We start from the raw sequence: 12,436 nt of genomic DNA, 5'->3' as shown, positions 1-12,436 counted from the left end.
GTTTCTCAAGCCATCTGCGCGACGAGTTCGCCGAGCGTCTTCAGCGCGGTTTCCGTTGCGGATGTCCATGTGTAGCTGTAGTTCAGCCGGATGAAATGGTGAAACTCGTTGCGCGTCGAAAACATGTAGCCGGGCCCGATCGTGATGCCGCGCGCGAGCGCGGCCTGATAGAGCCGCATTGAATCGACGCGCTCCGGCAGTTCCACCCATAGCACATAGCCGCCCTGCGGCGCCGACGTGCGCGTGCCCACTGGAAAAAATCGCTGCACGGCGGCTGTCATCAGGCGCGCCTGCTGCCGGTAAACCCGGCGCACGTGCCGCAGATGCCTGTCGTAGCCATCCTGACGCAGATAGTCGGCGACGGCGACCTGCGGCACGGAAGGTGTCGTCAGCGTATTCAGGAACTTGAGTTTTTCGACCTGCGCGCGATAACGCCCGGGCATCGCCCAGCCGATCCGGTACGAAGCCGTCAGGCTCTTCGAGAACGACGCGCAGTGCAGAACGAGCCCGCGCGTGTCGAAGTTCTTGAGCGTCGAAGGCCGGGCCTCGCCGTAGTAAAGCTCGTGATAGACATCGTTTTCGATGGCTGGAATGTCGTGCGCGGCCAGCAGTTCCACCAGTTGCCGCTTGCGCTCGTCGGGCATCAGAAAGCCCAGCGGATTCTGGAAATTCGGCATGACCATGCACGCCGCGATCTTCTCGCGCGCGATGATCTGTGCAAGCGCCGCGAGGTCGATGCCGTCGACGGGATGCGTCGGCACTTCGATCGCGCGCATGCCGAGGCGCTCGATCGCGTGCAGCATCGCGTAGTACGTCGGCGATTCGACGGCGACCGTGTCGCCCGGTTTCGCGACCGCCTGCAGGCTGAGGTTGATCGCCTCGGTCGCGCCGACGGTGATGATGATTTCCCGCGGATCGACCGGCACGCCGTTTTCCGCGTAACGCCGCGCGATCTGGCGGATCAGTTCGGGATTGCCGGGCGGCAGGTCGTCCATCAGGTTCCAGCTTGCGTGCCGTCGCGCAATCGCGTTCGCGTACTGGTTGATGCGGCGCCACGGGAAGAGCGTTGGATCGGGATAGGGCGAGCCGAGCGGCATCGCGTCGTTCGTGCGGATGCTGCGAAGCGTGGACAGCACGAGCCGGCTCACGTCGACCTCGGAAGCGACAGCGGGCGCCTGCGGCGACATCGCCCACGCACCCTGCGTGCGGGCCAGTTCGCGCACGAAATAGCCGGACTGCGGCCGCGTTTCGACCACGCCGCGCCCTTCGAGCAATGCATACGCGTGCAGCACCGTCTTGATGCTCACGCCATGCTGCTGGCTCGCCTGCCGCACCGACGGAATGCGCTCGCCCGCCGCAAAAACACCGTTGCGCACGGCGGTTTCGATTTCGTCGGCGAGTTTCTCGTAGAGCTTCACGGCGAAGAAGGTCCGGAGAGGGAATGCAGCCAGTGTAGCCCGGACTCGCCAACTGTACTCCTCGAATTTCACGATTTCTGTGTGCCGCGTTCATTCTGGGACACAGTACGCTTCACTTCATTGGCACATCCGCCCGCTTATCCGTCTACCCGGCGACACGGTCATGAAGAAACCTGAAGCTCGTATCGAGCCGTACACGCACCCCGCCGCTGGCTGGGGCGCCCTCAAATATGTGGCGCTGAACCTGCTCAAGGAGAAGGTCGCGGGCGGCAACTACCGCACGCTGCTCGCGCAGAACCAGCCCGATGGCTTCGATTGCCCGGGCTGCGCGTGGCCGGATCGCGAACACGCGTCGACGTTCGAATTCTGCGAAAACGGCGTGAAAGCCGTGGCCGCCGAAGCCACCAGCAAGCGCGCCACGTCCGCGCTGTTCGAGCAATATACGGTTGCCGACCTGATGACCCAGTCCGACTTCGAACTCGAACAGCACGGCCGCCTGACCGATCCGCTCGTCTACGACGCCCGCAGCGACCGCTACGTGCCGATCGCGTGGGACGACGCGTTCGGCCTGATCGCGCGCCATCTGAACCAGCTCGACGACCCCGATCGCGCCGCGTTCTACACGTCGGGCCGCGCGAGCAACGAAGCCGCGTTTCTGTACCAGCTGTTCGTGCGCATGTACGGCACGAACAACTTCCCCGACTGCTCGAACATGTGTCATGAGGCGACGAGCCGCGGCTTGCCGCACACCGTCGGCGTAGGCAAGGGCACGGTGACGCTGGACGACTTCGAGCATGCGGACACGCTGCTGCTCTTCGGCCAGAATCCCGCGACGAACCATCCGCGCATGCTGGGCGAACTGCGCGAATGCGCGAAGCGCGGCGCGACCATCGTCTCGATCAATCCACTGAAGGAGCGCGGCCTCGAGCGTTTCGCGAGCCCGCAGCATCCGGTCGAGATGATCACGATGGGCAGCACGAAAATCAGCTCGGTCTTTATCCGCCCGAAGGTCGGTGGCGATTTCGCGCTGATCAAGGGCGTCGCGAAGCGCGTGATCGAACTCGACGACGAAGCGATCGCGTCGAATCTCGAACGCGTGCTGGACGTCGATTTCATCGCGGAGCACACGGTGGGCTTCGATTCGTTCGCGGACGACCTGCGCGCCGAAAGCTGGGACGCGATCGTCGCGGAATCGGGCGTGCCGTTCGAAGACGTGCTGAAGCTCGCCGACATCTACGCGAAGGGCCGCGCGGTGATCTCGACGTGGGGCATGGGCCTGACGCAGCACAAAAACTCCGTGCCGACGGTGCAGATCCTGTCGAACCTGATGATGATGCGCGGCAACATCGGCCGGCGCGGCGCGGGCCTGTGTCCGGTGCGCGGTCACTCGAACGTGCAGGGCGACCGCACGGTCGGCATCGAGGAGCAGCCGACGCAGCAGTTCCTCGACCGTCTCGGCGAGGTCTATGACTTCGAGCCGCCGCGCGAACATGGCCTCGACGTCGTGAACACGATTCAGGCGATGCTCGACGGCAAGGTGAAGGTGTTCATCGGCCTTGGCGGCAACTTCTCGATCGCGACGCCGGACACGCCGCGCACGTGGGACGCCATGCGCGCCTGCGCGCTGACGGTCCACATCACGACGAAGCTGAACCGCAGCCACCTGATACACGGTCGGGACGCGCTGATCCTGCCGACGCTCGGCCGCACCGAAATCGATCTGCAGAAGGGCGTGGCGCAGGGCGTGAGCGTCGAGGATTCGATGAGCATGGTCCACATCTCGTACGGCATGAACAAGCCGGCCTCGGAGAATCTGCTGTCGGAAATCGCGATCGTCGCGCGCATGGCGCACGCCACGCTCGGCAGCGCGAAGGTCGACTGGCTCGCGCACGCGGACGACTACGCGCTGATCCGCGATGGCATCGCGAAAGTGATCGATGGCTTCACGGATTACAACGAGCGGCTGAAGCAGCCGGGCGGTTTCCATCTGGGTGTGGCGGCGCGCGAGCGCATCTGGAACACGCCGGGCGGCAAGGCGCGGTTCATGGTCCACGCGATTTCCTTCGATACGCCGGTTCATCGCGCGCGGGCGCTGCACGGCGAGCGCCTGATGACGCTGATGACCACGCGCTCGCACGACCAGTACAACACGACGATCTACGGTCTCGACGACCGCTATCGCGGCGTCTACGGCCAGCGGCGTGTGCTGTTCGCGAACCGGGACGACCTCGCGATGCTGGGTTTCAAGGCCGGCGAGCGCGTCGACATCACGAGCGTATGGGACGACGGCATCGAGCGTCGCGTGAACGGTTTTCTGCTGGTCGAATACGACATTCCGCGCGGCTGTCTCGGCGCGTATTACCCGGAGACGAATCCGCTCGTGCCGCTGTCTTCGGTGGCCGATGGCGCCGGCACGCCGACGTCCAAGTCGATTCCTGTGCTGCTGACGGCCTGCGGGGACACTACGTCCTCGCCAGCGCCGCGGGAAACATCTCGATACGAGGCGGCATCGGCTTGACCGGATAGCCGCATCGCCGCCATGCGTCGAGACCGCCTGTCAGCGAGCGCGTGTGAAAAAAGCCTTCCTTGTGCAGGTGCTCGCACATTTTCCGCGACGTCGAATCGTTTTCGCAGAAGCAATACACGACCACTTCGCGCGTGAGCACCCTGGCGCGTAGCGGCTCGCCGGAATGCAGGTCGAGCAGCAGCGCGCCGGGAATGAGCCACGGGTCTTCGTCGCGGACCGACTCCGGCCGCGCGTCGACAATGACCGGCGGCGACGGCGAGCGCATCATCGCGTCGAGCTGTTCGGGCGAAACCTTCATGTGCGCGATGCGCCGGCGAAAATGCACGCGCTGCCAGTAGCGATACGCAACGTACAGCACCGTCGCGACGGCGATCACGTCGAAGATCGTCGCGCCGTACGACCTGACGACAGCCATGAACTGCGACAACTGCTGCTCGAACGCCGCACCGCCCAGCAGCCAGAACGCGGCCCACGCGAACGTGCCTGCGGCATCCCACGCGAAATACGCGGAAATGGCGACGGAGGTGGTGCCCATCAGCGGCGGCGTCACCAGCGCGAGGCCCGGCACGAACTTGCAGACGGCGACGACCGGCAAGCCGAAGCGCTCGAAGAGCGCGCGCGCGTGCCGCACGCCGGTTGCGACCGTCAGCGAGAAGCGCGCAAGGCCATCGACGAGGCGACGCCCGAAGCGCCGCCCGGCGGCGAACCAGACGCAGTCGCCGAGCATCGCGGCCGCCACCGCGGCGAACAGGATGTGCGTGAACGAGAGCATCCCGCTGCCGATCGCGGAGCCGGCGAAGATCAGCACGGGAATCGCCGGCAGCGGCGCACCGAGGCGCGTCAGCAACACGTTGCCGAACACCACCACCGCGCCCCACGTCGCAATCGCCGCCGCCGGAAACTCGATCACCTGCTGGCCCCTGTGATGAACGTGTACCTACCCGTTCGTTGATTCCTGCCTATTGTGCCGCGTGATTCGCCGCCGCGCCTGGCGGCCGGCCAGGCTGTCATTGCGCCCTTGATGCGATCAGCGTGACCGGCACGCCCTTGCACCCCGTGCTTCTTGCAATCTGCAGATCGTTCCACGACGACGTGGTGCTCCGGTCGAGGATCATCGGCTCGACGCGCAGGTCCGGACGGAGCACGTTGAACGGCCAGGTCGGGCGCCGCAACCGTTCGTGAACCACGGAGCCGAGCCAGATCGGCGTCGGTGCAATGCCGCGCCGATGTTCGACCGCGTAGTTCGTCGACCAGAATCGCAGGACGTCGCGCTGGTCGCGGGACGCATCGGGACGGATGAAGACGAGCGTCGAAGGTTCGCCGTTGTTCAGCTTCGGCAGCGCCGGCAGGTCCACGGCGCTCACGTCTGGCGAAACCAGCGAGAGCACGCTGCGCGCGGAAAGCGGCGTGCCCGCCACCCAGCCGCGGCTCAGCAGTTGCGTGCGCACCTGATCGGCGGAGGCGGTCCACTGCACCGTGATCGGCTCCTGGCGATCGCCTTCCATGTCGGAGCGATAGCACGAGAACGTGCGCCATATGCGATCGGTCCACTGAGCGGGCGTGACGACGATGGCCGGCGCCGGCTTCGCGGCATCCATCCACTCGCTGCGCCGGGTGGCATCCAGTTGCGCCACGACGGCGACGCCGATCAGCACCAGAAACACGAGCGGCATGAACGGTCGCGGGGACGGGTTTGACGGATGCCGCCAGACGGCGGTCAGCGCCACGAGAAACACCCAGATGGTCGCGAGCGCGGCGCCGCCGAGCGCGGCCGAAAAAGAAAAGAGCCCCGAATACAGACCCGCGAGCGCCACCGCGGCGACAATCGCCGCGGTGGCCGTGGTCACCAGGATCCGCGAAAGCAGGCCGACCCGGCGCACGAGCAGAAACGCGAGAAAGCCGTAGATGACCACGGCGCCCGCGACGTGATTGCTTGGAAACGCCCGCACACTGGAAGCGACGGAGGCGGTCGTCAGACCGCGTGCCGCGATCTGGATCGCGAGAATCAGCACCTGGGAGAACACGACGGCGATCAGCCAGTACAGGATCGTGCGCCAGCGCCGCTCGAACGCCATCCAGATGACGACGGCAAGCGCGAGCATCGACAGCGTGAGCGCGCTGCCGAGCGTCGAGAGCAGGAAGATCGCGTGGTCGTACAGCGAGGCGTGGAAAGAGCGCAGGAACCGGTACACGGACGTGTCCACCTGAACCAGCGGATTGCCGCGCGCGACGTCGTTCATCGTGGAGACGAACACCGCGCCCGCCACCAGCAGCAGCATCGAAATGGCGATGATCAGACCCGTGGCCGGGTTGTCCGGATCCAGCACGCGCAGCACGAGGCGGCCTGTCGCATGCGGGTTGTGCCTGGCCCAGTGCAGCATGCGCCGGCGCGACACGTCGGTCCAGTTTCGCGCGTGCGAGACGCTCACGCCGATCAGCTTGACCGTCATCCAGCCGATCGCCACGAAGATCGCCGCGACGATCACAAGCCGGAACGACACGGCGCCCGCCAGTTCGAGCGAAGCGCCGAACACCACGCCGGGCAGGATGTGCGCGGGCGCCCAGAGCAGCGCGGACAGGATGTTGAACGCGAAGAAACGCAGTTGCGACATGCCCATCATGCCGGCGACAACGGGCACGATGGCCCGTATCGGCGCGATGAAGCGCGCGAAGATCACGCTCTTCGCGCCATGTTTCTCGAAGTATTTTTCGCCCGCGATCAGGATGCCGGGGTGCGAGCTGAACGGCCACAGACGCGCGATCGTCGTCTTGTGACGGATGCCGAACCAGTAGCTGGCGGCGTCGCCGGCGATGGCGCCGACGATCGCGCAGACGAGCACCCAGCCGAGGTTGAGTGTGCCCGTGCCCACCAGCGCGCCAGCGATGAACATCGCGGTGCTGCCCGGCACGAACGTGCCGATGACGGCAATCGCCTCGAAGAATGCGGCGAGTACGACGACCGCCAGCGCCCATGACGGGTTCGCGGTCAGAAAGTGCAGCAACTCGAAGTAGGCGTGCTCCATCAGCGGGAGTGTGTCCTTTGGGGCGGGCGGTCTGGTGGCGCTGGATCACCGGAAACATAGCACGCGATCAATGCATGGCGCACGCGACCCGCAAGCGGGACGCGTCGCGCCATACACGGCATGCCGTGTGCCCGACGGCGGGTTTCGTCTGGTCGCTTTAGAATCGGTCAACCTGCGGCGTCACCCGATGTGCTACCTCGTGCCGCCCGTCACCGCATCCCGTCCAGAAGAGTTTTCCCATGAACACTGCAACTGCCACCCAGCAGCGCCACGAAGGACAGGTCGAACTCTGGCTGGTCCGGCACGGCGAAACCGCGTGGAGCCTGTCCGGCCAGCACACGGGCCGCACCGACATCCCGCTGACGGAACGCGGCCACAGTCAGGCGCATCAGCTCGCTCCGCTGCTCGCCGCGCAGCCGTTCGATCGCGTGTTGACGAGCCCGATGTCGCGCGCGATCGAAACCTGTCGCGAGGCGGGTCTCGGTGAGCGTGCCGAGGTCGAGCCGGAGCTGCACGAATGGGACTACGGCATCTACGAAGGGCGCACGACGCCCGGGATCCGCGAGACCGTGCCGGGCTGGTCTGTCTGGGATTCGCCCATGCCCGAAGGCGAAAGCCTGGAACAGATAGAGGCGCGCGCCCGCGCGCTGATCGCACGTCTCCTGACGATGCGGGGGCGCATCGCGCTCTTCTCGCATGCGCATTTTCTGCGCGTGCTGGGCGGCTGCTGGATGGGCGATTCGGCGGCGCTCGGCGCGCATCTGGTGCTCGATACGGCTTCGATCAGTATCCTCGGCTTCGATCGCGACGTCCGCGCGTTGCGTCAGTGGAACCTCCGCTGTTCCGAAGCGGGGTGACGCCATCCCAGGCGGCATCAGCCAGCGAAGCCCCCGCGTTCGGGCGTGTTGCGTCACGTCGATGCGTCCAGATACGCTGATTGCGCCGTACCCGGCGGAGATGACCGTGTCGCGCGTCTCTCGAATGGCGCGTGGACGGACTAAGATGAAGCATTTCAGTCCCGTCGCTGCTCGCACGTTCTATCAGTGTTGGGAACACATGGCGCCCCGCGCGAACCGGGACGCTCCTTTATCGTGGACTCCACCCGGGTCGCCGCATGATGAAGCGCAGAACTTTCCTGCTCGGTGGTGCCGGCGCGGCGGGTGTCCTGCTCGTCGGCTGGAGCGTGCTGCCGCCGGGGCAGCGTCTGACGACGTCGAAGCCGTTGCCCGTGAGCGGCACGCAGGTCGCGCTGAACGGCTGGGTCAAGATCGCCGCCGACAGCACGGTCACGATCATGATGTGCAAGTCGGAGATGGGGCAGGGCGTGCATACGGGCCTTGCGATGGTGCTCGCCGACGAACTCGACGCCGACTGGTCGCAGGTGAAAGTCGAGAACGCGCCGATCGACGGAATCTACAACGACCAGCAAAGCATCGTCGACGATCTCTGGTTTCGCCCGGACGACGACGGCGAGATCAAGCGTCTCGCGGTCTGGATGGTGCGCAAGTTCACGCGCGACTTCGGCGTGAACACGACGGGTGGTTCTTCAAGCGTCAACGATCTGTGGACGCCGATGCGCGAGGCCGGCGCGTCGGCGCGCGCGATGCTGGTGAGTGCGGCCGCCGCGAAGTGGGGCGTGCGCGCGGCCGATTGCAGCGTCGCCGCCGGCAGGGTCACGCATCCGTCGGGCCGTACCGCGAGCTTCGGCGAACTGACGGCGCTGGCGGCGCGACAGCCGATGCCGCGCAAGGTGGAGCTGAAACTGCCGGCGCAGTTCAGGATCATCGGCAAGCCGCTGCGGCGTATCGAGGCAGCATCGAAGATCGACGGCAGCGCGCGCTTCTGCATCGATGCGCTGCCCGACGGCCTGCTCTACGCCAGCGTCAACATGTGCCCGACGCTGGGCGGGACGGTCGCGCATTTCGACGCGTCGGGGATTCCCGCGAAGCTCGGCGTCATCAAGGCGTTCGTCGTGCCGCCTTATAACGGCGGCACGGGCGGCGTCGCGGTGATCGCGCGCGACATGTACGGCGCGCTGACCGCCGCCGCGGATCTCAAGCCGGTGTGGAACGCGGGCGCCGCCGCGAAACTGTCGAGTGCGGACATCGACGCGCGCCTTGCCGGGACGCTCGACAAGGATAGCGGCCACGCGTTCTACACCGTGGGCGACGTCGATGCCGCGCTGCGCACGGCGCACCGGACGATCACGGCGGAATATCGCGCGCCGTATCTCGCGCATGCGCCGGTCGAGCCGGTCAACTGCACGGTGCAGTTCAAGGACGGCGCGGCGACCGTCTGGGCCGCCACGCAGATGCCGACGCTCGCGCGCCGGCACGTCGCGAAAGTGCTGGGCATCGACGAAGACAAGGTCGACATGCAGACTCAACTGCTGGGCGGCGCGTTCGGCCGGCGCCTCGAAATAGACTTCATCACCCAGGCCGCGGCCATCGCGAAGGAAGCCGGCGGCCGGCCGGTGCAGACGCTCTGGTCGCGCACGCAGGATACGCAGCACGACTTCTACCGGCCGGCGTGCCTGTCGCGGTTCGAGGCCGGGCTCGATGCCGACGGCAAGCTGGTGGCATGGCGCAACACGTCGGCGGGGCAGGCGATCGTGCCACAGGTGCTCACGCGCACGTTCGGCCTCCCGGACCTGCATCTTCCGTACGACAAGACGACGTCCGAAGGCGCGTTCGACCAGCCCTACGAATGGCCGAACGCGCGCGTGGCGCACGCGTTCGTCGAGCTGCCGGTGCCGGTCGGCTTCTGGCGCTCGGTCGGGCATTCGCATCAGGCATTTTTCACCGAGTGCTTCATGGACGAGGTCGCCGCGCTCGCGGGCAAGGACCCGGTCGAGTTTCGCGCGGGCCTCCTGACGCAGCATCCCAGGCATCTGGCCGTGCTGCGCCGCGCGGCTGCGCTGGCGGGCTGGGGCAAGCCGGTTGTCGGCCCGAGGGGCGTGCGCTGCGCGCGCGGCATCGCGATGCACGAGGCGTTTGGCAGCATCGTCGCGCAGGTCGCCGAGGTCTCGCTCGATCCGGACAAAGGCGTGCGCGTGCATCGGGTGGTCTGCGTCATCGACTGCGGCACGGCAGTCAATCCAAACCTGATCGCGCAGCAGATGGAAGGCGGGATCATCTTTGGTCTTTCAAGCGCGTTGCAGAACGAGATCACGCTTTGCGACGGGCAGGTGGAGCAGACGAATTTCCTCGATTTCCCGGTCGTGCGGATGTCGGGTTGTCCCACGATCGAGGTCCACATCATGCCGGGCGACGCGCATCCACACGGCGTCGGCGAGCCGGGCGTGCCGCCGGTCGCGCCGGCCGTCGCGAACGCGCTCTTCGCGCTCACCGGCGAGCGCCGCTATTCGCTGCCGCTCGACCCCGCCGGCGTGCGCCTGAAAACGCCCTGTCCGCTCAACCCCGCCAACACCGCGACGACGAAAACATGTCCTCCCTCAACGTGAACAGCAAGACGGTGACCGTCGCCTCCGATCCCGAGACGCCCCTTCTCTGGGTGCTGCGGTGTGAACTGCACCTGACCGGCACGAAGTTCGGCTGCGGCGTGGGTGTCTGCGGCGCCTGCACGGTTCACCTGAACGACAAGGCAGGGCTTGCCTGCCAGACGAAACTAAACGCGTTGCACGGCGAGAAGATCACGACGATCGAAGGCGTGCAGGGCGTCGAGGCGAAGGCGCTCAGGGCCGCGTGGCTCGACATCGACGTCGCGCAGTGCGGCTACTGTCAGAGCGCGCAGTTCATGGCGGCCTGCGCGCTGCTCAGGAACCTGAAGCGGCCACTCAAACCGGCGGAACTGGACGATGAAATCGACGCGGCGCTGTGCGGCATCGTCTGCCGTTGCGGCACGTATCCGCGAATCCGCAAGGCCATCCAGCAGGCCGCGAAGACGCTGCATTTCCTTTAAGCGATGTTCCTGCGCAAGGATGCGGGCTAGAGGTCTTCGGCAAACATCGGCTGGGTGCCGTTGTTGTCCTCGTAGTATTCGGCGCGCGCGGCACCGCCCGTGCCGAGCCGGACAACCGTGAAGCCGTGCATGTACGTGCGGCCTTCGATACCCAGCTGCACGTCCGTCACCTTCGGCGGATTGACGATGCCGGGCATCGGCGCGAACGGTGTCGTGTCGTCTTCGACGAAGACCGGCACCGCGCCGTGGCCGATGCAGCGCCCGCGTTGCAGCCCCTGAAACGGATCGTAGACGGACAGGTTGTGCTCGTGGCCCCAGAACCACGCGGCAACGGGCTGCTTCGCGGCTTTCGCGAAGCGCCGGTAGCTCGCCGCGAGCTTCGGGTTGTAGGCGGTGAGCGTGCCGTCGGCGCCGCGCGGGCCGATCTGCGAAAACGCCGAAAAAAGCGGGTGGTGCGACATCAGGATCGTCCTGCCGTCGAATTCCCTGAGGCGGTCGATGATCCAGGCTTCCTCGTCGGGCTCGATGAACGTCAGCGTGTCCTCGCCCACGACCGGGATGTAGTCGTGCAGGCCGGTGTCCATCGCGATGAACTGCCAGTCGTCGTTGCGCAGGCAGAAGAAGCTGGCTGGCTGCAACCACGGGCGATCGTTCAGCGAAGCGATCAGGCCGTAATAACCCTCGCCGCCCGAATACATGTCGTGGTTGCCGGAGAGTGTGTACACCGGCAGGTTTTTTGTGTCGCGCTCGAGCACCGCATCGATGATCCGTCTGAAGTTCACGTCGCACTCGTGCGCCGTGCCGGAGTAGTAGATGTCGCCGAGATGAATCACGACATCCGGATTCTGCAACGCCACTTCCTTCAGCAGATTCACGGCGATGTCGGTGCCGGTTCCCCAGTCCGCGATCAGCGCGACCCGCGCGTCGGCCTTGAGCGGCACGGTGACGGGGCCGACTGTCGCGGGCCGGATATAGGGGATGCTGGCGCGGTCGCCGTCAGGTCCGAAATACCGCACGTAACGGGTAATCGTGCCTGCCCAGTGCGGGTCGCAGACGTTGTAGCGCATGACGTCCTCGATGCTTTGCGCCGAGGCCGTGTCGCCACGCGCCAGCGCCTCCATGAGGGCGAACCCCAGCTTCGCGCATTGCCATGCGTCCTGCGCGATACCGTCGAGCGGCACATCGGGTAAGTCCGTCGCGCCCTGTGCCTTGAGTGCCGCCACCTGTTCCGCCGCATGCACGAGGCGGTTCTCGAGCCCGGGTCGGGACGCCAGGCCGGTCGCCAGATCGCAGGTCGCGCGCGCGACCTGATCCACCACAGACTGGTAGAGCGAAACAAACGGATTGCGAAAGCTCTGCGGCATGGTCATGAGGATCTCCTTGTGGCCCGCTCGCCATGCGCGGACTTTAGCCGTCGTACTTCGGTCCCATGCAGGATGGTTGCTGTATTGGTATAACGAATGGGGTGTGAAATTTTTTTTGCGCGTTATGTGCGATAGCGCACATAACGCGTAACACGCGGGCGTGGGGAGACGTGCGGCGCGGCG

At 66.1% G+C, this 12,436-nt stretch carries 8 protein-coding genes; 4 read left to right on the top strand and 4 right to left on the bottom strand.

Going from position 1 to position 12,436, the window contains the following annotated elements; translation table 11 throughout:
• Positions 1–5: 5 nt before the first annotated feature.
• Positions 6–1,418, bottom strand: a complete 1,413-nt coding sequence (locus tag BLV45_RS18485; protein WP_090535415.1) for an aminotransferase-like domain-containing protein — start codon at positions 1,416–1,418, stop codon at positions 6–8.
• 163 nt (positions 1,419–1,581) lie between these two features.
• Here BLV45_RS18485 and BLV45_RS18480 point away from each other — a divergent pair, with 163 nt between their 5' ends.
• Positions 1,582–3,936, top strand: coding sequence for an FdhF/YdeP family oxidoreductase (locus BLV45_RS18480; RefSeq protein ID WP_090535414.1), 2,355 nt, complete (start codon positions 1,582–1,584; stop codon positions 3,934–3,936).
• Here BLV45_RS18480 and BLV45_RS18475 read toward each other — a convergent pair.
• Together BLV45_RS18475 and BLV45_RS18470 are read right to left on the bottom strand one after the other, a co-directional pair.
• Entirely contained in the window at positions 3,881–4,855 is a 975-nt protein-coding gene (locus BLV45_RS18475) for a VTT domain-containing protein (protein WP_090535413.1), read from the bottom strand. The two genes, BLV45_RS18480 and BLV45_RS18475, sit on opposite strands and share 56 nt — an antisense overlap.
• A gap of 97 nt (positions 4,856–4,952) precedes the next feature.
• The gene (locus BLV45_RS18470; RefSeq protein ID WP_090535412.1) at positions 4,953–6,968 is read right to left on the bottom strand and encodes a VTT domain-containing protein; all 2,016 of its coding nucleotides are present in this window, start codon (positions 6,966–6,968) and stop codon (positions 4,953–4,955) included.
• Positions 6,969–7,207: 239 nt separating this feature from the next.
• Here BLV45_RS18470 and BLV45_RS18465 point away from each other — a divergent pair, with 239 nt between their 5' ends.
• The 3 genes from BLV45_RS18465 to BLV45_RS18455 all read left to right on the top strand — a co-directional run bounded on the left by BLV45_RS18465 (position 7,208) and on the right by BLV45_RS18455 (position 10,889).
• Entirely contained in the window at positions 7,208–7,825 is a 618-nt protein-coding gene (locus BLV45_RS18465; protein ID WP_090535411.1) for a histidine phosphatase family protein, read from the top strand.
• Positions 7,826–8,082: 257 nt separating this feature from the next.
• The gene (locus BLV45_RS18460) at positions 8,083–10,431 is read left to right on the top strand and encodes a xanthine dehydrogenase family protein molybdopterin-binding subunit (RefSeq protein ID WP_090535410.1); all 2,349 of its coding nucleotides are present in this window, start codon (positions 8,083–8,085) and stop codon (positions 10,429–10,431) included.
• Positions 10,413–10,889: a (2Fe-2S)-binding protein gene (locus BLV45_RS18455; protein ID WP_090535409.1), complete on the top strand. Its 477-nt coding sequence runs from the start codon at positions 10,413–10,415 to the stop codon at positions 10,887–10,889. Before BLV45_RS18460 ends, BLV45_RS18455 begins: the two co-directional genes overlap by 19 nt.
• 26 nt (positions 10,890–10,915) lie before the next feature.
• Here the strand turns inward: BLV45_RS18455 and BLV45_RS18450 are convergent, their stop codons facing one another.
• Positions 10,916–12,259: a metallophosphoesterase family protein gene (locus BLV45_RS18450; protein ID WP_090535408.1), complete on the bottom strand. Its 1,344-nt coding sequence runs from the start codon at positions 12,257–12,259 to the stop codon at positions 10,916–10,918.
• Positions 12,260–12,436 lie beyond the last annotated feature (177 nt).

The organism is Paraburkholderia sartisoli, assembly GCF_900107685.1.
GTDB classification, from domain to species: Bacteria; Pseudomonadota; Gammaproteobacteria; order Burkholderiales; family Burkholderiaceae; genus Paraburkholderia; species Paraburkholderia sartisoli.
The sequence above is the reverse complement of the archived record's forward strand: the minus strand, read 5'-3'. Positions and strand labels throughout refer to the sequence as shown.

Bases quoted from the DNA above. Each gene is read 5' to 3' on its own strand.
- BLV45_RS18450 (WP_090535408.1), bottom strand. From the start codon at position 12,259: ATGACCATGCCGCAGAGCTTTCGCAATCCGTTTGTTTCGCTCTACCAG.
- BLV45_RS18470 (WP_090535412.1), bottom strand. From the start codon at position 6,968: ATGGAGCACGCCTACTTCGAGTTGCTGCACTTTCTGACCGCGAACCCG.
- BLV45_RS18465 (WP_090535411.1), top strand. From the start codon at position 7,208: ATGAACACTGCAACTGCCACCCAGCAGCGCCACGAAGGACAGGTCGAA.
- BLV45_RS18460 (WP_090535410.1), top strand. From the start codon at position 8,083: ATGATGAAGCGCAGAACTTTCCTGCTCGGTGGTGCCGGCGCGGCGGGT.
- BLV45_RS18455 (WP_090535409.1), top strand. From the start codon at position 10,413: ATGTCCTCCCTCAACGTGAACAGCAAGACGGTGACCGTCGCCTCCGAT.
- BLV45_RS18480 (WP_090535414.1), top strand. From the start codon at position 1,582: ATGAAGAAACCTGAAGCTCGTATCGAGCCGTACACGCACCCCGCCGCT.